The organism is Amycolatopsis sp. NPDC004747 (assembly GCF_053601335.1).
The window spans coordinates 80,038-101,566 of sequence record NZ_JBSGBQ010000028.1 but is presented as its reverse complement, the minus strand read 5'-3'; the positions used below and the strand labels follow the sequence as shown (position 1 = coordinate 101,566).

The 21,529-nt window shown below is 71.0% G+C and carries 17 protein-coding genes; 11 read left to right on the top strand and 6 right to left on the bottom strand.

What is annotated here, in order from left to right; all coding sequences use genetic code 11:
- Nucleotides 1–45 precede the first annotated feature (45 nt).
- The 4 genes from ACWEGE_RS35230 (at nucleotide 46) to ACWEGE_RS35215 (ending at nucleotide 2,139) form a co-directional block, all read left to right on the top strand.
- A complete protein-coding gene (locus ACWEGE_RS35230; RefSeq protein ID WP_449664796.1) occupies nucleotides 46–855 on the top strand; it encodes a PHP domain-containing protein in 810 nt (269 codons plus the stop codon).
- Nucleotides 856–963: 108 nt separating this feature from the next.
- A complete protein-coding gene (locus ACWEGE_RS35225) occupies nucleotides 964–1,089 on the top strand; it encodes a hypothetical protein (RefSeq protein ID WP_449664795.1) in 126 nt (41 codons plus the stop codon).
- Between the two features lie 152 nt (nucleotides 1,090–1,241).
- Nucleotides 1,242–1,499: a hypothetical protein gene (locus ACWEGE_RS35220; protein ID WP_449664794.1), complete on the top strand. Its 258-nt coding sequence runs from the start codon at nucleotides 1,242–1,244 to the stop codon at nucleotides 1,497–1,499.
- A 40-nt stretch (nucleotides 1,500–1,539) separates the two neighbouring features.
- On the top strand, nucleotides 1,540–2,139 hold the full coding sequence (locus ACWEGE_RS35215; protein WP_449664793.1) for a GNAT family N-acetyltransferase: 600 nt from the start codon (nucleotides 1,540–1,542) through the stop codon (nucleotides 2,137–2,139).
- On the opposite strand, the gene ACWEGE_RS35210 is transcribed toward ACWEGE_RS35215, so the two are convergent.
- A complete protein-coding gene (locus tag ACWEGE_RS35210) occupies nucleotides 2,130–4,832 on the bottom strand; it encodes a GH92 family glycosyl hydrolase (RefSeq protein ID WP_449664792.1) in 2,703 nt (900 codons plus the stop codon). The genes ACWEGE_RS35215 and ACWEGE_RS35210 overlap by 10 nt on opposite strands.
- Nucleotides 4,833–5,046: 214 nt before the next feature.
- On the bottom strand, nucleotides 5,047–5,679 hold the full coding sequence (locus tag ACWEGE_RS35205; protein WP_449664791.1) for a YigZ family protein: 633 nt from the start codon (nucleotides 5,677–5,679) through the stop codon (nucleotides 5,047–5,049).
- Between the two features lie 547 nt (nucleotides 5,680–6,226).
- On the opposite strand from ACWEGE_RS35205, the gene gltB reads away from it, so the two are divergent.
- Entirely contained in the window at nucleotides 6,227–10,798 is a 4,572-nt protein-coding gene (gene gltB, locus ACWEGE_RS35200; protein ID WP_449664790.1) for a glutamate synthase large subunit, read from the top strand.
- On the top strand, nucleotides 10,791–12,239 hold the full coding sequence (locus ACWEGE_RS35195) for a glutamate synthase subunit beta (protein ID WP_449664789.1): 1,449 nt from the start codon (nucleotides 10,791–10,793) through the stop codon (nucleotides 12,237–12,239). Before gltB ends, ACWEGE_RS35195 begins: the two co-directional genes overlap by 8 nt.
- A 57-nt stretch (nucleotides 12,240–12,296) precedes the next feature.
- Here ACWEGE_RS35195 and ACWEGE_RS35190 read toward each other — a convergent pair whose 3' ends face one another.
- Nucleotides 12,297–13,169 (bottom strand): SDR family oxidoreductase, encoded by an 873-nt coding sequence (locus ACWEGE_RS35190; RefSeq protein ID WP_449664788.1) that lies wholly within the window; start codon nucleotides 13,167–13,169, stop codon nucleotides 12,297–12,299.
- 82 nt (nucleotides 13,170–13,251) lie between these two features.
- Here ACWEGE_RS35190 and ACWEGE_RS35185 point away from each other — a divergent pair, with 82 nt between their 5' ends.
- Together ACWEGE_RS35185 and ACWEGE_RS35180 are read left to right on the top strand one after the other, a co-directional pair.
- A complete protein-coding gene (locus tag ACWEGE_RS35185) occupies nucleotides 13,252–13,824 on the top strand; it encodes a TetR/AcrR family transcriptional regulator (RefSeq protein WP_449664787.1) in 573 nt (190 codons plus the stop codon).
- Nucleotides 13,825–14,023: 199 nt separating this feature from the next.
- A complete protein-coding gene (locus tag ACWEGE_RS35180; protein WP_449664786.1) occupies nucleotides 14,024–15,421 on the top strand; it encodes a Dyp-type peroxidase in 1,398 nt (465 codons plus the stop codon).
- A 49-nt stretch (nucleotides 15,422–15,470) separates the two neighbouring features.
- On the opposite strand, the gene ACWEGE_RS35175 is transcribed toward ACWEGE_RS35180, so the two are convergent.
- Nucleotides 15,471–16,367 (bottom strand): ROK family protein, encoded by an 897-nt coding sequence (locus ACWEGE_RS35175; protein WP_449664819.1) that lies wholly within the window; start codon nucleotides 16,365–16,367, stop codon nucleotides 15,471–15,473.
- 192 nt (nucleotides 16,368–16,559) lie between these two features.
- Here ACWEGE_RS35175 and ACWEGE_RS35170 point away from each other — a divergent pair, with 192 nt between their 5' ends.
- Both ACWEGE_RS35170 and ACWEGE_RS35165 read left to right on the top strand, forming a co-directional pair.
- Nucleotides 16,560–16,769, top strand: coding sequence for a CbtB domain-containing protein (locus ACWEGE_RS35170; protein WP_091316769.1), 210 nt, complete (start codon nucleotides 16,560–16,562; stop codon nucleotides 16,767–16,769).
- A gap of 19 nt (nucleotides 16,770–16,788) precedes the next feature.
- Nucleotides 16,789–17,541 carry a CbtA family protein gene (locus tag ACWEGE_RS35165; protein WP_449664785.1) on the top strand — a complete coding sequence of 251 codons (753 nt, stop codon included), beginning with the start codon at nucleotides 16,789–16,791 and terminating at the stop codon, nucleotides 17,539–17,541.
- Nucleotides 17,542–17,697: 156 nt separating this feature from the next.
- Here the strand turns inward: ACWEGE_RS35165 and ACWEGE_RS35160 are convergent, their stop codons facing one another.
- Nucleotides 17,698–19,179, bottom strand: a complete 1,482-nt coding sequence (locus ACWEGE_RS35160) for a cobyric acid synthase (RefSeq protein ID WP_449664784.1) — start codon at nucleotides 19,177–19,179, stop codon at nucleotides 17,698–17,700.
- Nucleotides 19,180–19,884: 705 nt separating this feature from the next.
- Complete coding sequence (locus ACWEGE_RS35155; protein WP_449664818.1) at nucleotides 19,885–20,844, bottom strand: cobalamin biosynthesis protein; 960 nt, start codon at nucleotides 20,842–20,844, stop codon at nucleotides 19,885–19,887.
- Between the two features lie 35 nt (nucleotides 20,845–20,879).
- Between ACWEGE_RS35155 and ACWEGE_RS35150 the strand changes: the two genes are divergently transcribed.
- Complete coding sequence (locus tag ACWEGE_RS35150; protein WP_449664783.1) at nucleotides 20,880–21,521, top strand: bifunctional adenosylcobinamide kinase/adenosylcobinamide-phosphate guanylyltransferase; 642 nt, start codon at nucleotides 20,880–20,882, stop codon at nucleotides 21,519–21,521.
- Nucleotides 21,522–21,529 lie beyond the last annotated feature (8 nt).

Genomic DNA, 21,529 nt, shown 5'->3' with positions numbered 1-21,529 from the left:
GACGACCGGGCCACCCCGTGCCGAACCCGTGCGACGATCCGCGGCATGACGATCGACCTGCACGCGCACAGCACGGCCTCCGACGGGACGACGCCGCCCGCCGACCTGCCGGGGCTGGCCGCCGAGGCCGGACTGACGGTGCTCGCACTCACCGACCACGACACCTTCGCGGGTCTGGCCGCGGCTTCCGCGGCCGCCACCGAGGTCGAGCTCGTCCCGGGCGTCGAGATCTCGTGCCGGCTCGACGACGCCGAAGTGCACTTGCTGGGGCTGTTCGTCGCTCCCGGGCACGAGCCGCTGGCCGCCGAGCTGGAGCTGATCCGCACCGACCGGAACCGCCGCGGGGAGCGGATGGTCGAGCGCTGCCGCGAGCTGGGCGCCCCGATCACCCTCACACAGGTGCGCGCGATCGCCGCGGGTGCGCCGCTCGGCCGCCCGCACATCGCCGCGGCGTTGGCCGCCGTGGGCATCACCGACGCCTTCACCGCCGACTGGATCGCCGACGGCGGCCGCGCGGACGTGCCCAAGCACGTCCTGCCGGCGGTGGACGCGATCGCGCTGGTCCGGGCGGCCGGCGGGGTCGCGGTGCTGGCCCACCCGCGTTCGGCCAAACGCCGCGCGTCGGTCTCCGACGCGCAACTGGCGGCGCTCGGTGAAGCCGGGCTGGCCGGAATCGAAGCCGACCACCCCGAGCAGCCACCGGAGGTCCGCGAGCGGCTCCGGGCCGTGGCCGCGGACCTGGGGTTGCTCGTCACCGGGTCGAGCGACTTCCACGGCGACCGCAAGCCGGTCCGCCTCGGCGAGTGCACCACCTCACCCGATGTCTTCGCCGCCCTCCGCGCCCACCGGTCCTGAGGGGTGAGGCGGGGTCGGCACCCGCATTCCGCTCACGACGAGCCGAGCCGCCTCAACCGCGGCGCCCGGGCGCTCGTCACGGCGCAGCTGCGGCCGCTGAGCCGGGCCGTGATCGATTCCTTCCAGCGGTCGATCGCCGAACTCCCGGAAGTGACGGCAGGCAACGACGATTTCCTGATCGAATGGGTTCCGCACGTCGATCGTTTTCCGGCACCTGCGGAAGACCACGCTTGAACCGCTCCCCTAGGGGTACCCGGGGTTCAGCCCGGATCGGCGCGACACGCCACCCTTACGTGCACCCTTGAAATACCCGGGTTCGCACGCTCGGAGGCGGAAACTGTCGGTGGCGGGGCGTCTAATGAGCGCGACGGGAAGGAGGCGCCGCCATGACCACCGAATTGAACCACCGCGAGCGGGCCACGTTGAGAGCCGTGGCCGGGGGTCACGCCGAGATCAGCTGCAGCTGCGAGCCCGACCTCTTCATCGACGGCCTGAGCTGCTGCGACCAGTCCACCGTGCACCGGCTCGCACGGCTCGGGCTGATCGCGCCCGCGCACCCCGGCAAGTGCGGCGAGCGCGTTCCCGCGCTGCTCACCGACGCCGGTTCGCGGGCACTGGGCGAGGTTTTCGCCACCGCGGCGTAAACACGTTGCCACACTCTGGGGTCACTGCCAGCATCACCCGATGCACGTATTCCTCGAAACCGAGCGGCTGATCCTCCGCCGGTTCACCGAGAACGACGCCGACGCGCTCTTCGAGCTCTACGACGACCCGGCCGTGATGAAGTACCTCAATGGGGGACAGCCGGCGGACCGCGCCGAGATCGTCGAACTGGATCTCCCCGCGTTCCTCGGTTACTACGAGCGTTTCCCCGGTTACGGGTTCTGGGCGGCGATCGAAAAGAGCACCGGTGACTTCCTGGGGTGGTTCCATTTCCGCCCGCGCCCGGGCGACCCGCCGGACGAGCCCGAGCTCGGCTACCGGCTGCACCGGAAGGCGTGGGGCAAGGGCTACGGCACCGAGGGCTCCGCGGCACTGCTCGCGAAGGGGTTCACCGAACTGGGGGTCAGCCGGGTGAGTGCCTTCACCATGACGGTGAACAAGGCCTCACGCCGCGTCATGGAGAAACTGGGGATGCGGTTCATCCGGACCTACTTCGAGGAGTTCCCGGAGCACGAACGCGCGCCGGGCAGCGAACACGGCGAAGTCGAGTACGGCATCACCCGCGAGGAGTGGCTCGCGAGCGCCGCGTCCGGCGCCCACGAGCCTCCCGGTCAGCGGTAGACCTCGAACTCGTAGATCCGCGACGCACCGTTGCCGTCGTTGGCCGGCGTGGTGACGTTCAGCTTCACGTACCGGGCCGAGCGGGTGGTGATCGGGTGGTACGTGCGGCTCGCCCGCGACCCGGTCACCGAGGCGACCGTCGTCCACGTCGAGCCGTCGGTCGACGTCTGGATGGTGAAGGCGCCGGTGTTCCAGCCCGTGGTCTCGCCGCCGAGGCCGGCGTGCTTGACCACGAACGAGGACACGTTCTGCGCCGACCCGAGGTCGACCTGCAGGTACTTGGTCGCCGCGGCGGTGCAGAACTTGCTGTTGTTCGCCAGGCTGCCGTCGACGGCTTTGTCCGCGGACTCGGCCGAGTTGCAGCTCGCCGAGCCCGTGGCCGGCTTGCCCAGCGCCAGGTTCGTCCCCAGCTCAGGTGCGGCGGCGGGCGGCGTGAACCCGTCGTTGTACGACGGCGGCACGTCGGAGGGGTTCGTGCCCCACGCGCTCGGCGACGAGCCCATCGCGTAACTCAGCGTCGACGCGCCCGCGATGTCGCCGTAGCGGATCCACGACTTGGTGGTCGACGTGCCGTTGACGCTCACGCTCTGCACGTACTGGGCGCCCTGGCCCGCCCCGCTGCCGGTGATCTGGATCGTCCCGGACGGCCGGATGATCGACGCCGCCGGGAACAGCGGGCCGTGCAGGGCGAGGACGTCCGCACCCGGTGTCGCCGGGTACATCCCCAGCGCGGCGAAGACGTACCACGCCGAGGTGGCGCCGAGGTCGTCGTTGCCGGGCAGGCCGCCCGGGCCGGTGGTGAACGACTCGTTCATCACGCGCCGCACCGCCGAGCTGGTGCCCTCCGGGTGCGCCGCGTAGTTGTACGCCCACGGCACGCCGTGCTCGGGCTCATTGCCGATGTAGAAGTACGGCTGGGTGAGCCCGCCGTTGAGCTGGGTGAAGTGGTGGTCCAGCCGCTGGACGGCGGTCTGGCGGCCCCCCATCAGGTTGATCACGCCCTGGTAGTTGTAGGGCACCATCCAGGTGTACTGCGACGGGTTGCCCTCGGTGTAACCGCTGTTGCTTGACGGCACGACCGGCCACGCCCAGGTGCCGGTGCTGCCGCGCGGCTGGACGTAGCCCGAATCGGTGCCGAACACGTTCTGCCACCACTGGGCGCGCTGCATGTAGGTGCTGTACTTCGTGGTGTCGCCGAGCGCCTTCGCGAACTGCGCGACCGCGAAGTCGGACGCCGAGTACTCGAGCGAGTCGGACGGGTCCTCGTAGACGTAGTGCCGGCTGAGGTAGCCGCTTTCCCGGCCGCGGATGGCCTGGCCCTGCGTGGTGCCGCCGCTCGCGCTCTTGTCCATCAGCGTCAGCGCCGCCGCGGTGTCGAAGCCGCGGACCCCGAAAGCGTACATGCTGCCGACGATGATCGGCCCGGGGTCACCGGTCATCACGAAGTGCTCGTTGCTGTTGTGCGACCACTTGGGCAGCAAGCCGCCCTGCTGGCCGTCGAGCACCATCGACTTCGCGATGTCGCTCGCTTCGTTCGGCGCGACGAGCCCGATCAGCGCGGCCCACGAGCGGTAGATGTCCCAGCCGGAGTAGTTCTGGTAGACGGTGTGGGACGCGGTGTGCACCGCCTGGTCGAACCCGCGGTACTGGCCGTTCGTGTCGCTGGCGATGTTCGGGTTCTGGAAGACGTGGTACAGCGCCGTGTAGAACTTCTGCAGGTCGGCGGCGGCCCCGCCGGTCACCTGGACGCGGTTCAGGACGTTGTTCCAGCTCGTGTCGGCCGCGCCGCGGATCCCGGCGAAGTCGAAGCCGGGGTTTTCGGCCGCGAGGTTCGCCTGCGCGTTGGCCAGGCTGACGAAGGAGATGCCGACCTTCGCCTGGACGGTCGGGTTGCTCGAGGTGTCGAAGGTGACGTACCCGCCGGAGTTCGTGCCGCTGGTGCTCGACGACCCGGCGCTCACCGTGCCGCCGAGCCAGGTGCCGAATCCGCTGGGCGCGCGGTCGAACTGGATGACGTAGAAGATCTGGTAGGTCTTCGACGAGCCGCAGAACCCGCCGCCGGTCACCGAACCGGTGAGCTGGCTGCCGCTGATGCCGATCGACCCGCTGCGGCTGCCGGTGGCGCTGCGGCTGGTGTTGACCAGCAGCCGCGCGGACGTCGTGGCGGGGTAGGTCAGCTTCATGAAGCCGGACCGCTGCGTGGCGGACAGCTCGACGGTGGTGTTGTAGGTGTCGAGCTTGTTCTTGTAGTAGCCGGGCGCGGCGGACTCGTTCGCCTTGGCGTAGCGGCCCGCGTACCCGGTCCAGCCGGTGCCGGGCGAAGTGCCGATCGCCCCGGTGATCGGCAGCAGGCCGAGGTCTTCGTTGTTGGCGCAGCCGGCGCCGTTGAAGTGGGTGAGGCTGAACTCCTCGATGCTCGTGTCGCCGTAGCGGTAGCCGGACGGCGACGCGGTCGGGGTGTCGGGGCTGAACTGCACCATGCCGAACGGCACGACCGCACCGGGGTAGGTGCTGCCGCCGGCGCCGCCGGGCACCGGGTTCGGCGAGTTGCTGTTGTCGGTGCCGATGAAGGGATTCACGTACTGGGTGAGGGCGAGCGTCGCGGCGCCGGCGGCCGGGGCGGCGAGTCCCGCCCCCAGCAGAACCGCGGCGAGCGCGGCCGCGCACACCCGGCCGGCCAATGGTCTGGACATGACCCTTCCTCTCCTCGTCGCACGCACTTCCGCCGGGCGACATCGTTGTCGGGCGTGATGACAACGTTGTCAACCCGGCAACTGCCGCGCTGACAACGTCAAGGGATCGAAGTGGTACCGGAACTCGGTGGCACGACATGGTGCCACGGCGGGGTCCGCTCGCGGAAGCTCCGAAAGTTCCGTTGCGCGCCAACCGATCCCGGGACCGGACCACTCAGCCCCGGTGGACCACCCAGCGGTCGCCGAGCGCGGTCGTCTGCGCTTCGCCGTTGGTCAGGTCGGCGAGCCAGCCGGTGAACGCCTCTTCCCCACCGGGGGCCAGGCCGACTTCGAAGCGGGCCAGTTCGTCGAAACGAGTGGCGTGGAGCACGTAGGAAGATGCGCGCAGGTCGTTCTCCAGCCGGCCCGCGCGGTCGTAGCTCACCGACACCTCGACCAGACTGAGACGCCGGTGTTCTAGTACACCAACAACTTCCAGAGCGTCCGAAACGGACTGACCGTACGCCCGGATCAAACCACCCGCCCCCAGCAGGACTCCGCCGAAGTAGCGCGTCACCACCGCGACCGTGTCGGTCAGCTCGCGGCGGCGCAGCACTTCCAGCATCGGCGTGCCCGCGGTGCCCGCCGGCTCACCGTCGTCACTGGACCGCCGGGTTCGCCCATCCGGCCCCAAAACGAAGGCGTGGCAGTGGTGCCGCGCACCCGGATCCGCGCGGCGGCGGGCCGCGATGAACGCGCGCGCGGCCTCTTCCGACGCCACCGGAGCGAGCGCGCAGAGGAAGCGGGAACGCTTGATCTCGATCTCGTGGACGCCTTCGCGAGCCACGGAGAGATAACGATCAGTCATCGGAGGAGTCCGCCATGCCCCCAGCTTCCCACCCCGCCCGGGCACCACACCAGTCGCCCCAGGCCACTTCGGACGGACATTTCCGCAGGTCAGCGCGGTTGTTGCCCGCTGTGCGGGAGATCCAGCCCGGCATATGGGACTACCCCCGTGGACGTCAACGCAAGCGTGGCATTTCCCACCCGGGCGCAACGACGTATGTCGATAACAGCGAATTCACACTATCGTCATAAGACCCGGCGAACCCGGGAGTAACACCGCGCGCTCCGGACGGCCCCCACCACAGTGGCCGTTCTGTGCGCGCACGCAGCACCCGACATGTTCGGCTGCCCAGTGTTGTGCGGCCTCCCAGATGATCCGCGTCCGGTTTCCGGCGTCACCAAGCAAACGCAGCGGCGCCCGGCCGGTCCCTCGCGGCCATCTTGCACTCGACAACGCAACCGTTCTCGACTGACCATCGCGGTCCCGGACCACTTCGTTAACCGGTTCAGCAAGAACCACTCGATGGAGTGCGTACCGGTCGCGCCAACGCCTTGGGAGGCGGCCAGCCGTGACCCACCGTGCCAGTTCCCTGCCCCCGTCCGGGGAGCAGCTCAGCAACGCCGAGGCCGCGGGCCTCTACCGGAGCGACTACGAACACGACGCCTGCGGCGTCGCCTTCGTCGCCGACCTGACCGGGCGCCGAGATCATGCGATCGTCGCCAAGGCCCTGGTCGCGTTGCGCAACCTGGAACATCGCGGGGCTCGCGGCGCCGAACCGGACACCGGCGACGGCGCCGGCCTGCTGATCCAGGTCCCGGACGAGTTCTACCGCGAGGTGGTGGACTTCGAGCTCCCCGAGCCGGGCACCTACGCGGTCGGGACGGCTTTCCTGCCGCAGGACGAAAAGCGCCGCGGCCGGGCCATGACGACCATCGAGCGCATCGCCGCCGAGGAGGACATGCGCGTCCTCGGCTGGCGCGAGCTGCCGGTGCACACCGAGCACTGCGGGCCGACGGCGGCCGAGACCATGCCGCACTTCACGCAGCTGTTCCTCGCCGCGCGCCGCCCGAAGCCGGAGCACTCGGACCCGCTGCACATCGAGCGCAGCGCCTTCTGCGTCCGCAAGCGGGCCGAGCACGAGCTCGTCGAAGACGACGTGTACTTCCCGTCGCTGTCCTCGCGCACGATCGTCTACAAAGGAATGCTCACCGAGCCGCAGGTCGAGCGCTTCTTCGCCGACCTGACCGACGAACGCGTGACGAGCGCCATCGGCCTGGTGCACTCCCGCTTCTCCACCAACACGTTCCCGTCGTGGCCGCTGGCCCACCCGTACCGGTACGTGGCGCACAACGGCGAGATCAACACGTTGCGCGGCAACCGCAACTGGATGGACGCCCGCGAGGCGCTGCTGGAGACCGACCTGATCCCGGGCGACCTCAAGCGCGTCTACCCGGTGATCACCCGCGGCGCCAGCGACTCGGCGAGCTTCGACGAGGTCCTGGAGCTGCTCCACCTCGGCGGCCGCTCGCTGCCCCACGCCGTCCTGATGATGATCCCGGAGGCCTGGGAGAACCACCAGGAGATGGACCCCGCGCGGCGCGCGTTCTACGAGTTCCACTCCACGCTGATGGAGCCGTGGGACGGCCCGGCGCTGGTCGCCTTCACCGACGGCAGCCAGATCGGCGCGGTCCTGGACCGCAACGGCCTGCGCCCCGGCCGCTACTGGGTGACCGACGACGGCCTCGTCGTGCTCGCCTCCGAGGTCGGCGTGCTCGACATCGACCCGGCGACGATCGTCCGGAAGGGACGCCTCGAACCCGGCCGGATGTTCCTCGTGGACACCGTCGAAGGCCGGATCATCGAGGACGAAGAGGTCAAGACCGAACTGGCCACCGCCCACCCGTACGACGAGTGGGTCGACGCCGGTCTCGTGCACCTGGAGGACCTGCCGGAGCGCGACCGCGAGGTCCCGCTGCACGCCGCCCTCGTGCGCCGCCAGCAGGCGTTCGGCTACACCGAGGAGGAGCTCGAGGCCATCCTCGAGCCGATGGCCCGCACCGGCGCGGAGCCGATCGGCTCGATGGGCAACGACTCGCCGCTCGCTCCCCTCTCGAGCAGGCCGCGGCTGCTGTTCGACTACTTCACCCAGCTGTTCGCGCAGGTCACGAACCCGCCGCTGGACGCCATCCGCGAGGAGCTCGTCACCGCGCTCGGCACCCAGCTCGGCGCCGAGCCGAACCTGCTGGAGGGCAACGCGGCCAGCTGCCGCCGGATCGTGCTGCCGTTCCCGGTGCTCGACAACGACCAGCTCGCCAAGCTGGTGCACGTCAACGACGACGGCGACCTGCCGGAGTTCCAGGCCGTCACCGTGCTCGGCCGGTACAACGTCCACGGCGGCGGCGACGCGCTGGTCAAGCGCCTCGACGAGATCCGCGCCGAGGTGTCCGAGGCGATCGAGGACGGCGCCCGGCTGATCGTGCTGTCCGACCGCGGCGTCGACGAGCACCACGCGCCGATCCCGTCGCTGCTGCTGACCGGGGCGGTGCACCACCACCTCGTCCGCGAGAAGACGCGCACGCAGGTCGGCCTCATCGTCGAGGCCGGCGACGCGCGCGAGGTGCACCACATCGCGCTGCTCATCGGCTACGGCGTCGCCGCGGTGAACCCGTACCTGGCGATGGCGACCGTCGAGGAGATGGCCCACCGCGGCCTGATCCCCGGGGTGACGCCGAAGGAAGCGACGTACAACCTGATCAAGGCGCTCGGCAAGGGCGTCCGCAAGACGATGTCCAAGATGGGCGTTTCGACGGTCGCGTCCTACACCGGCGCGCAGATCTTCGAAGCGATCGGGCTCGGCGAAGAGGTCATCGAGAACTGCTTCACCGGCACGACGTCCCGGCTCGGCGGCGTCGGCTTCGACACCCTCGCCGACGAGGTCGCCAAGCGGCACAAGTACGCCTACCCCGCCGACGGATTCCATGCGCCGCACCGCGAACTCGAGACCGGCGCGGACTACCAGTGGCGCCGCGAAGGCGAGCCGCACCTGTTCAACCCGCAGACGGTGTTCAAGCTCCAGCACTCCACGCGGTCCGGCAAGTACGAGATCTTCAAGGAGTACACGAAGGCCGTCGACGACCAGGCCGAGAAGCTGCTGACGCTGCGCGGGCTGTTCGACTTCAAGTACGGCCAGCGGCCGCCGGTGCCGATCGAAGAGGTCGAGCCGGTTTCGTCGATCGTCAAGCGGTTCGCCACCGGCGCGATCTCCTACGGCTCGATCTCGATGGAGATGCACCAGACCCTGGCCATCGCGATGAACCGCCTCGGCGGCAAGTCGAACACCGGCGAGGGCGGCGAAGACGCCGAACGGCTCTACGACCCGGAGCGTCGGTCGGCGGTCAAGCAGGTCGCTTCGGGGCGGTTCGGCGTCACGAGCGAGTACCTCGTCAACGCCGACGACATCCAGATCAAGATGGCGCAGGGCGCGAAGCCGGGCGAAGGCGGTCAGCTGCCCGGTGCGAAGGTGTACCCGTGGATCGCGAAGACGCGGTTCTCCACGCCGGGCGTCGGGCTCATTTCGCCGCCGCCGCACCACGACATCTACTCGATCGAGGACCTGGCGCAGCTGATCCACGACCTCAAGAACGCCAACCCGAACGCGCGCATCCACGTGAAGCTCGTGTCCGAGGTCGGCGTCGGCACGGTCGCCGCCGGTGTCTCCAAGGCCCACGCCGACGTCGTGCTCATCTCGGGCCACGACGGCGGGACGGGTGCGTCGCCGCTGTCGTCGATCAAGCACGCCGGCGGCCCGTGGGAGCTCGGCCTGGCCGAGACGCAGCAGACGCTGCTGGTCAACCGGCTGCGCGACCGGATCGTGGTGCAGACCGACGGCCAGCTCAAGACCGGCCGCGACGTCATCGTCGCGGCGCTGCTCGGTGCCGAGGAGTTCGGCTTCGCGACCGCGCCGCTGGTGGTGTCGGGCTGCATCATGATGCGCGTCTGCCACCTCGACACGTGTCCCGTCGGGGTCGCGACGCAGAACCCGAAGCTGCGCGAGAAGTTCAGCGGCAAGGCAGAGTACGTCGTCAACTTCTTCGAGTTCATCGCCCAGGAGGTGCGCGAGTACCTGGCGGCGCTCGGCTTCCGGTCGATCGCCGAGGCCGTGGGCCACGCCGAGTTCCTCGACAAGCGCAAGGCGATCGAGCACTGGAAGGCGTCCGGGCTCGACCTGTCGCCGATCTTCCACGTGCCGGACACGGCCCCGGCCGGGCTGCGGCTGCAGCAGACGCAGCAGGACCACGGCCTGGAGAAGGCGCTCGACAACACGCTGATCCAGCTGGCCGAGGGCGCGTTGAACTCCGGCGACAAGGTGCGGCTGGAGCTGCCGGTGCGCAACGTGAACCGGACCGTCGGCACCATGCTCGGGTCCGAGCTGACCAAGCGGTGGGGCGGCGAAGGGCTGCCGGACGACACCATCGACGTCACCTTCACCGGCACCGCGGGCCAGTCGTTCGGCGCGTTCGTGCCCAAGGGCATCACGCTGCGGCTCTACGGCGACGGCAACGACTACGTCGGCAAGGGCCTCTCCGGCGGCCGGCTGATCGTGCGCCCGCCGAAGGAGGCGCGGATCGCCGCGGAGGACCACATCATCGCCGGCAACGTCATCGCCTACGGCGCGACCAGCGGCGAGATCTTCATCCGCGGCAAGGTCGGCGAGCGGTTCTGCGTGCGCAACTCGGGCGCGCTGGCCGTCGTCGAAGGCGTCGGCGACCACGGCGGCGAGTACATGACCGGCGGCCGGATGGTCGTGCTCGGCCCGATCGGGCGCAACTTCGCGGCCGGCATGTCCGGCGGCATCGCGTACGTGCTGGACCTGCCCGCGCACCGCGTCAACCCGGAGATGGTCGACCTCGACCCGCTCGACTCCGAGGACGCGGACTTCCTGCGCGAGACGCTGGAAAAGCACTACAACGAAACGGAATCCGCGGTCGCGCGGGAACTGCTGGCCGACTGGGACGCGGGCGTCGACCGCTTCGGGAAGGTCATGCCGAAGGACTACAAGCGCGTGCTCGCCGCCCAGGTCCAGGCGGAACGGGACGGGCGCGACGTGAACGAGGCGATCATGGAGGCCGCACATGGCTGACCCCAAGGGCTTTCTGACCACCACCCGCGAAGAGCCGAAGCGGCGTCCGGTCGACCTGCGGCTGATGGACTGGCGGGAGGTCTACGAAGACTTCGCCACCACGAAGCTGCAGAAGCAGGCCGGCCGGTGCATGGACTGCGGCATCCCGTTCTGCCACCAGGGCTGCCCGCTCGGGAACCTCATCCCGGAGTGGAACACGCTGACCTGGCGCGAGGACTGGCAGCAGGCCATCGAACGGCTGCACGCGACCAACAACTTCCCGGAGTTCACCGGGACGCTGTGCCCGGCGCCGTGCGAAACCGCGTGCGTGCTCGGGATCAACGACGATCCCGTGACGATCAAGCGGGTCGAGATCTCGATCATCGACCGGGCCTTCGACGAGGGCTGGGTGACACCGGTGCTGCCGGTCACGAAGACCGGCAAGAAGGTCGCGGTCGTCGGGTCCGGCCCGTCGGGTCTCGCCGCGGCGCAGCAGCTCACGCGCGCGGGCCACAGCGTGGTGGTCCTCGAGCGGGCCGACAAGATCGGCGGGCTGCTGCGCTACGGCATCCCCGAGTTCAAGATGGAGAAGTCCCGGCTCGACCGGCGGCTCGACCAGATGCGCGCCGAGGGGACGGAGTTCCGGACGTCGGTGAACGTCGGCGTGGACCTGCCGGTTTCCGAGCTCTTGGCCTACGACGCCGTGGTGCTGGCCGGTGGCGCGACCGACTGGCGCGACCTGCCGATCCCCGGCCGCGAGCTGGCCGGCATCCACCAGGCGATGGAGTTCCTGCCGCCGGCCAACCGGGTCGCTTCCGGCGAACTCGACGTCTCCCCGTTCGACGCGAAGGGCCTGGACGTCGTGGTCATCGGCGGCGGCGACACCGGCGCGGACTGCGTCGGCACGTCGCACCGCCAGGGCGCGCGCTCGGTGACGCAGCTGGAGATCATGCCGAAGCCGCCCGAGGCGCGCTCGGACGCTCACCCGTGGCCGACGTACCCGATGATCTACCGGGTGTCCTCGGCGCACGAAGAGGGCGGCGAGCGGCTCTACGCGGTCAACACGCAGGAGTTCCTGGGTGACTCCGACGGCCGCGTCCGGGCGTTGAAGCTGGTCGAGGTGCGCAACGAGGGCGGCAAGTTCGTCCCCGTTCCCGGTTCGGAGCGCGAGCTGCCCGCGCAGCTCGTCCTGCTGGCCATGGGTTTCCTCGGGCCGCAGAAGCAGGGCCTGCTCGAGGACCTGGGCGTCGAGCTGGACGCGCGGGGCAACGTGGCCCGCGACAAGGCGTTCAAGACGAGCCTGGACAACGTGTTCGTGGCCGGTGACATGGGCCGCGGCCAGTCCCTGATCGTCTGGGCGATCGCGGAAGGCCGCAGCGCCGCGGCCGGCGTCGACGCCTACCTCACCGGCCGCGACGTCCTGCCCCGTCCGATCGCGCCGACGGACCGGCCGATCGCGTAAGACCCGGCGCCGGCGGAGGTGTCAACGTCGCCACCTCCGCCGGCGCTGCTCCACTTCTCAGCCGTAGTAACCCTTTTCGAGGTCCTCCAGCAGGCTCGGGCCCGTGGGCCGCCAGCCGAGCGACTCCTGCGTCAGTGCGCTGGAGGCCGGCTGGTCGAGGGCCAGCAGGCCGCCGAGGAAGCCGAGCTCTTCGGCCGTCACGGACTTGACCGGCAACCCGGTGCGCCGGCCGATCACTTCGGCGACGTCGCGGATCCGCACGCCTTCGTCGCCGACCGCGTGCAGCACGGCTCCCGCCGGAGCCTGTTCGAGCGCCAGCCGGAACAGGTGGGCGGCGTCCAGGACGTGCACCGCGGGCCAGCGCTGCGTCCCATCGCCCACGTACGCCGCGACACCCTTTTCGCGCCCGAGCGCGACCAGGGTCGTGATGAGCCCGTGGGCGTCGCCCTCGCCGTGGACCGAGCGCGGCAGCCGGACGAGCGATGCTCGTACTCCCTGCTCGACCGTCTTCAGGACGGCCCTGGCGTTGTCTCCCCGGCCGGCGACCGGGCCCGGGAAGACGGAATCGTCCCGTTCGGTCGCCGGGCGCCCGGGCACCATCGGCGTCCCCGAGGCAGCCACGAACGGCTTGCCCGCCGAGACGGCGGTCATCGCCTCGACGGCGGCCGCGTCGGTCCGGATCGCGGCGTCGAACCGGCCGAAGTCGTGCCCGAAGGCGAGGTGGACGACGCCGTCGGCGCTCTCTGCGCCTTCCTTCAGGACGGCGAGGTCGGTGAGGTCGCCGCGGAGGACGTCGGCCCCCATGGCCGTGACGACGGCGGCGCCCGCGTCCGACCTGGCCAGCCCGGCGACCTCGTGACCCGCGTCGAGGAGTTCCGGCACGAGGGCCCGGCCGATCCAGCCGGACGCGCCGGTGACGAACACACGCATGAGCTTCTCCGTTCGTGATGACACCTGGTGTCATCACCATAGCACCGTGATGACACCAGGTGTCATCGCCTAGGCTGGGAGCATGAGCCGCTGGGAGCCGAACACGCGTGAGCGCCTGCTCGACGCCGCGCTCGACCTGTTCGGCGAGCGCGGGTACGACAGCGTGACGGTCGCCGAGATCGCGGAGCGGGCCGGGCTGACGAAGCGGACCTTCTTCCGCCACTTCAGCGACAAGCGCGAAGTGCTCTTCGCGGGCCAGGAACTCCTTAGCCGGCTCTTCTCCGAAGCGATCGCGTCCGCCCCGGCCTCGGCCACCCCGATCGAGGCGGTCGCGGCCGCCCTCACGGCCGCGACGACCGCCATGGGACCGCAGCGGCGGGACCGGGCCCGCCAGGTCCGGGCGGTGGTCGCCGGCCACACCGACCTGCGCGAGCGGGAACTGCTCAAGCTGGCGACCCTGCGGGCGGCGATGGCGGATGCGCTGCGTGCCCGCGGAGTCCCCGCCCCGACGGCGACGCTGGCCGCCGAGATCGGCGGGCTCGCCTTCTCCGCGGGCTTCGCCCGCTGGGTCGAACCGGGCAGCGACCGAGCCTTCCCCGACCTGGTCGGCGAGGCATTGGCCGAACTGATGGCGGCCACCACCACCCTCGGCTGACCCCTTTTCCAGCCGGTTTCTTTTCGGCCGGAAACTGTTCCACGCTCAACTTAATCTTTCGTGTGAATCCGGCAATCGGGTGGCAGCGACCGCCTTCGGTGTTGCACTTTGTATTCAGGGGACCCGGTCGGCCGAGGGGGGAGTCCGGTCGACCGGGTGCCCGCCGAGAGGCGGGCTTTTTTCACGGGAGGGGACCCGGATGAGTATCGATCTGTCCACCACGCTGTCCTGGACCACGGCGACCGGCGATGCCGCGACGATGCTCGGCGAACTGCAGCCGAACATCCTCAAGGCCCACGTCCGAGACCATTTGTCCGCTTTGTTCCTCGCGTTCGGCGATGCCGCCGAGGCGCGCGCCTTCCTGGTGTCGGTCACCGGGAAGATGAAGTCCGCCAAGGCACACCTCGACGAGGTGAGCGCGTTCAAGGCCGGCACCGGCGCGAGCACACCGTACGTCGGCGTCGGGCTCACCGCGGCCGGCTACCGCGCTCTCGGCGTCGAGAACTTCCCGCAGGACACGTCGTTCCTGCGCGGGATGGCGGCGCCGGAGACGCGGCGGCAGCTGAACGACCCGCCGCGTTCGACGTTCGATCCGGGCTACCGCGGGGAAATCCACGCCGTCGTGCTCGTCGGGGACGCCACCGACAAGGCGATGACCGCGCGCCGCAACGAAATCCTCGGCCTGCTGCCGGATTCGGCCACCGTGCTCGCGGAGGAAACCGGCCTCGGCCGGGTCAACGCGCGCGGCGAGGGCATCGAGCACTTCGGGTACGTCGACGGCCGCAGCCAGCCGCTGTTCCTGAGCGAAGACGTCGACGCGGAGAAGAACAACACCGACGGCATCAATGTGTGGAACCCGGCGGCGCCGCTCGAGCAGGTCCTGGTTCCCGACACGGCGGCGCCGGATCCCGGCGTGCATTTCGGGAGCTATTTCGTTTTCCGCAAATTGGAGCAGAACGTCCGGCGGTTCAAGCAGGCCGAAGCGGATCTGGCCGACACGCTCGGCCTCACCGGCGAAGACCGGGAACGCGCCGGGGCGATGATCATCGGCCGGTTCGAGGACGGCACCCCGCTGACCACCCAGCGTGAGGACGGCGCGGAAAGCCCGGTGTCGAACAACTTCACCTACGACAGCGACCGTGCCGCGCTGAAGTGCCCGTTCCAGGCGCACATCCGCAAGACGAACCCGCGCGGCTCCGGCGGCGCCGAAGACCCGGCCGGCGAGCGGAAGCACCTGATGGCGCGCCGCGGCGTCACGTACGGGGAGCGCCCGGACGACCCGAACGCCGACGTGCCGCCCGCGGCGCGGCCGAGCGGCGGGGTCGGGCTGCTGTTCATGGCCTTCAACTCGCGACTCGGCAACCAGTTCGAGTTCACGCAGTCGCTCTGGGCGGACAACCCGGGCTTCCCGATCGTCGACGGCGTCACGCCGGGGCTGGACCCGGTGATCGGCCAAGGCGTGCGCGGTGCGTCGGACTACACCGTGGACTGGGGCGGCTCCGCCCGGCGCACGGCCGACCCGGTGCCGCAGGCGGTGACGCTGCGCGGCGGCGAGTACTTCTTCATGCCGTCGCTGGCGTTCCTGCGGTCACTCTGAGCTGGGGGGACGAAGGCCACCACCGGGCTCCGGTGGTGGCCTTCGGACGTCAGGCGCCGAGCAGGTCGAACGCCAGCAGGCCGGCGCCCAGCCGCCCGGCTTCGTCGCCCAGCTCGGCGATCCGCAGCTCCGGCATCCGCTGGAACGTCAGGTGCGCGGCCAGCCACTCGCGCACCGGCTCCAGCACGTAGTCGGCCGCGGTGAACAAGCCGCCGCCCAGCACGATCACCTCCGGGCCGAGCAGGGTCAGCAACGTCCGGATCCCGTGGCCGAGCCCGTCGAGCGCGTCCTGGACGACGGCGACCGCGACCTCGTCACCGCGGCGCGCCAGCTCCACGACCTCGCGCGCACCGTCGGCCGGGCGCCCGGTGCGTTCGGTGTAGCGGCGGGCGATCGCGGCCGCCGACGAGATGGCCTCCAGGCAGCCGGTCGCACCGCAGCCGCACTTGCCGGCGTGGCCGACGTCGATGTGCCCGACCTCGCCCGCCTGGCCGTGCGCGCGGTGGATCCGGCCGTCGAGCAGCAGCGCGGCGGCGATGCCGGTGCCGACGGGGATGAAGGCGGCGTTCGTCGCGCCCCGGCCGGCCCCCACCCGGAACTCGGCGATGCCACCCGCGGTGACGTCGTGCCCGAAGGCGACCGGCAGGCCGAGCCGCTCTTCCAGGAGTTCGCCGAAGCGGACTTCGCGCCAGTCGAGGTTGGCCGAGAAGTGGCAGACGCGGGTTTCCTCGTCGACGATCCCCGGCACCACCACGCCGACCGCCGCCGGCTGCCCGGTGCCCGCCTGCTCGGCCAGCGCGGCCACGATGTCCACGGTCTGGGCGGCCAGCGCCGTCCCGTCCGCACTGCGCGCCGTCTCCGCGCGCAGTGCCGCCTTGGGCTGGAGCTGCTCGTCGAGCAGCGCCGCCTTGATCGTCGTCCCGCCCACGTCGAGGGCCGCCACCATTCGAGTCACCGCGGCATTGTCACATTGACGCGGCCGGAACGGCGGACCTACGCTCAACCGGCCAGACGAGGAGTTCCGGAACGCGGTGCAAGTCCGCGCGGTCGCGCCACTGTGACCCCCACCAGGGGGAAGCCAGACCCGGACCCTCGTGACCGACCCCGATGAGGCCGCGAAAGCCCGAGGAGGCCACGCATGACCCAGACGGCAGCTCCCGCCGTTCCGCTCCCGATCCGCATCCCGATCCGTGAGATCGTGCCGTGGGCGGTGTTCGTGGTGCTCCTCGCGCTGATCGCGCTGTACTTCGTGAGTGCCGAGCAGGGCGCGTTCGCGGTCTTCGCGAACAACTACGTCCACGAGTTCGTGCACGACGGACGGCACCTGCTCGCCTTCCCCTGCCACTGATCGGCGGGCACGCACTCCCATGATGAAGACCCTGCTGGTCCGCGGCATGCTCGCGGGCCTGATCGCCGGTGTGCTCGCGTTCGGGTTCGCCTACGCCTTCGGCGAGCCGTCGGTGAACGCGGCCATCGGCCTCGAGGAGTCCGGCGGCGGCCACGCGCACTCGCACGGCGCCGCCGACCCCGCTACCTCTGGTGCAGAGGAAGAGCTGGTCCCCCGCGACATCCAGAGCACGCTCGGCCTGCTGACCGGCGTGCTGGTCTACGGCGTCGCGATCGGCGGCCTGCTTTCGCTGGCGTTCGCGTTCGCCCAAGGACGGCTCGGCTCGCTGCGCCCCCGCGTGACGGCGCTGCTGCTCACGGCGGGCGCGTTCACGGTGGTGTTCCTGGTGCCGTTCCTGAAGTACCCGGCCAACCCGCCGGCGGTGGGCCGGGCGGGCACGATCGGTTCCCGGACCGAGCTGTACTTCGGTTTCGTCGCGGTCTCGCTGCTGGTGGGCATCTTCGCGACGGTGTTCGGCCGCAAGCTGGCGGACCGCTTCGGCGCCTGGACGGGCTTCCTGCTCGCCGCGGCGGGCTACGTCGTCGTGATCGGTGTCGTGGCGTGGCTGATGCCGGTGGTCGACGAGGTCCCGGAGACGTTCCCGGCCTCGACGCTGTGGAGCTTCCGGACGGCCTCGGTCGGCACCCAGGCCACTTTGTGGCTGGCGCTGGGGCTGGCGTTCGGGGCGTTCGCGGAGAAGGCGCTGAACCGGCGGACCGCGGTCGCCGCCTGACCGGAGGTTTTCGCGGTCGCGCCCGGTGCTGGGGTGGGCTTCGGCACCACGACGCTGGTCCTCGGTCAGCCGGACCAGCGGGGCGCGACCGCGGACCGGCGATACCACCCGGTGAGGTGCGTTCAGGCGGGCCAGGCCCGCCGTTGCCTGGCCGGGCTATGGTGCCCCCGGCGGCACGAACGGCAGGTCCGCCGGCGCCCCGCGCTCCAGCAGTGTCCGCAGCACCGCGGTGTCGAGGTGCTCGCCGACCGCGTCCGCGAGCTTGTCCAGCATCTCCTCGCGCAGGTCGCCGAACCCCGGCGCGTCCGGCGCCGGCACCCACCCCACGCCCGCTTGCGCGGCCGCTTCGGCGAGCCACGCCCGGCGGAAGGCGTCGTTCTCGAACGCGCCGTGCCACATCGTGCCCCAGACCGACCCGGCGCGCTGACCGTCCAGAAAGGACTCGGCCGGTGTCGCTGCGCCGACCGAGCCGTGGTGGATTTCGTAGGCGTCCACCGGATGGCCGCGCCACGTCCCCGCGGGCCGGGCGAGCACCTTCTCCGCGGCGAACGTCACGCGCCCGGGCAGCAGGCCGAGCCCCGTCACCTCGCCGGCACCGGACTCCACCTCGTCCACAATGGACTCCGTGAGCATCTGGTAGCCACCGCAGATGCCGAGCACGGGACGGCCCGCGGCGGCCCGGGACGCCACCGCCGTGTCCAGCCCGCGATCCCGCAGCCAGGCCAGGTCGGCCACGGTGGCCCGCGACCCGGGCAGCACCACGACGTCCGCCGCCGCGACGACGTCCGGGTCCGCGGTGAGCGTCACGGTCACCCCGGGTTCGGCGGCCAGCGCGTCGACATCGGTGGCGTTGGAGGCCCGCGGGAACCGGACGACGGCCACGCCGAGCCCACCACCGGGCACTTCCCGGCGCCAGCCGGCCACGGCGAGGGCGTCCTCCGAGTCGATCCACACCCGGTCCAGCCACGGCAGCACGCCGAGCACCGGCCGTCCGGTGACCTTCTCGAGGCTGTCGAGGCCCGGCCGCAGCAGCCCGACGTCGCCGCGGAACTTGTTGACCACCCAGCCCGCGACCAGGGCCTGGTCCTCGGCGGAGAGCAGCGCGAGGGTGCCGAACATGGCCGCGAGCACCCCACCGCGGTCGATGTCGCCGACGACCAGCACGGGCAGCCCGAACCGTCGCGCGAGCCCCATGTTGACGTAGTCACCGCCGCGCAGGTTGATCTCCGCGGGGCTCCCGGCGCCTTCACAGACGACGACGTCGTAGCGCGAACTGAGGTCTTCGAAGGCCCCGAAGGCGATCTCGGCCAGCCCGGCCCGCCCGGTGGCGTACTCCCCCGCTTCGAGCGTCCCGAACGGCTTCCCGAGCGCGACGACGTGGCTGCGCCGGTCACTGCCGGGCTTGAGCAGCACCGGATTCATCGCGGCCTCGGGTTCGACCCGGGCGGCCCGCGCCTGCACCCACTGAGCGCGGCCGATCTCGGCGCCGTCACCGCAGACCATGGAGTTGTTGGACATGTTCTGCGCTTTGAACGGCGCAACGCGAACACCTTGCCGCACAAGCCACCGACAGATCCCAGCGGTGACAAGACTCTTCCCGGCATCGGACGTCGTCCCGGCGACGAGCAGGCCGTTCATCGCCGGTTGTCCACAGCCGGGGCATGGATGGCGGAGTTGTCCACAGATTCTCGGGCAGGGCTTTTTTCGGGCTGGGGGTCGATAGGCTGGACGAGGAAGGCGTCAGAGGGAGGGTAGATGCCGTTGGTCATTCCAGTACCGCTGCTGATCGTGGGTGGCACCGAGTAACTGTGTCATGCGCGGGGACGGGTTGTCCCAGCCGAGGGCCTCGCGAGCCCGGGCGGCGACCGCGGGGCCGGCGGGCGATACGGCCGGTGCGCAGCTGGCCGGCAGGCGAGGCAGCCGGCGGGTGATGCGGCCGGCTGGCGGGCGATGCGGCCAGCAGGCGGCACGGCCGGTGCCCAGCCAGCCAGTAGGCGAGGCGGCCGGCCAGCTGGCGGGCGATGCGGCCGGCGCGGCGAGCGATGCGATTCGGCCGGCGCCCAGCTGGCCAACAGGGCCAACAGGCGAGGCGGCTCACAGCGGGCGCCGTGGCTCGTGCTCAGCCAGCCAGCCAGCAGGCGAGGCGACCCATGCGCAGCGAGCCCAGCGGCCGGTGCCCGGCGAGCCAGCGGGGCGCTGCGGCCGGTGCGCGGCCGGGCGGCGACCTCACGGGGCGCACCACCCCGGTTCGGACGTGGAGCGGGTTTCGAAGGTCACATGCCACTCAGAGGCGATCAGTATGGCGTTTCGGCCCAGTCCGGCCAGGCGCGGCCCCCGAACACCTCAAGCGTCGCGAACCACCCCAGGGATCCGCCGAATACCAGGAGCTGCGACCGCCGCGATCGCCACCGCAGCCGCGCCCACCAGGCGGGACAAGCGCACAGCCCGGCGGAGATCCACCGGCTCCGGGTCTCGGCCTTCGCCGAGGCGGGATCGGCTCTCCAGCTCGCCGCCGTAGCTGTTCGTCCCGCCGAGGCGGATGTCCAGCGCGCCCGCGAAGGCCGCTTCCACCTGGCCCGCGTTGGGGCTCGGGTGCCGTCCGCCATCGCGGCGCCACACCCGCCAGGACTCCCGCACTCGGCCGCCCGCGCACAACGCCGTGAGCACCGCGCCGATCCGCGACGGCACCAGGTTGGCGACGTCATCGGCGCGGGCCGCGGCCCAGCCGAAGTTGCGGTAGCGCGGCGAGCGGTAGCCGACCATTGCGTCGAGCGTGTTCAGCGCGCGGTAGCCGAGGAGGCCCGGCATCCCGGCGACGGCGCCCCAGAACAACGGCGCCACCACGGCGTCCGACGTGTTTTCGGCGATCGACTCGGTCGCCGCCCGGGTCAGCTCGGCCGAGCCGAGCGTCGTCGCGTCGCGCGCGCAGAGGTGCGAGAGCCGTTGACGTGCTTCGGGGACTTCGCCCGCTTCGAGCAGGCGGGCCATCTCCGTGCCTTCGGCGGCGAGGCCGCGTCCGCCGAGCACGACCCACGTGGACGCGGTCGTGAGGACGAAACGCGCGAAGGGACGTCGCCGCGTCGCCGTCTGAAGCGCGGCGCCGAGGCCTACCGCACTCAAGGTGCACAGTGCCGCGTACGCAGTTCCGCGCGCCTTCGAATCGGCCCACAGACGGTGTTCCAGGCGAGCCGCGGCAGTACCGAACAGGGCGACTGGATGGCCCGTTCGGGGGTCACCGAACAGAGCGTCGGTTACGTATCCGGTCACGAGTCCGGCCGCAGTTGTCCCTAGACGGAGTGGCACGTGGCGCACGGTAGCGCGTGCACCAGAATGCCGGTATGACTGTGCCCAATGTCGCCTCCGCGAAGAAACGTCCGTCGGCGGGGCTGACGCACCGGCTCGCCGGGTTCCTCGAAACCCTGGCTCGCGCCCTGCGCCGGTACGGGCGCGACGAAGGCAAGGTGCTGGTCCTCGGCGGCGTCCGCTCGGGGAAGTCACGGCACGCCGAGCGGCTCGTCGCCCACCACGCGCACCTCGTCTACGTCGCCCCCGGCCTGCCCGCCGGCGAAGACGACCCCGAGTGGGCCGCGCGGGTGGCCGCGCACCAGGCGCGGCGGCCGGCGAACTGGAAGACCGTCGAGACCACCGACCTGGCCGGCACCCTGCGCACGGCGACCGAGCCGCTGCTGATCGACTGCCTCGGCACCTGGCTGTCCCGCGTGCTGGACGACGTCGGCGCGTGGCGGCAGAAGCCGGGCTGGGAGCACCGCCTGGACGACCGGCTCGAGGACTTCCTGGCCGCGTGGGCCGCGGCGCGGGTGCCGGTGGTCGCGGTGAGCAACGAGGTCGGCAGCGGTGTGGTGCCCGCAACGTCGTCCGGACGGCTGTTCCGTGATGTGCTGGGCGCACTCAACAACCGGGTGTCCGCCGACGCCGACCGGGTCGTGCTGGTCGTCGCGGGCCGGGCGCTCGACCTGTAGCCAGGAGG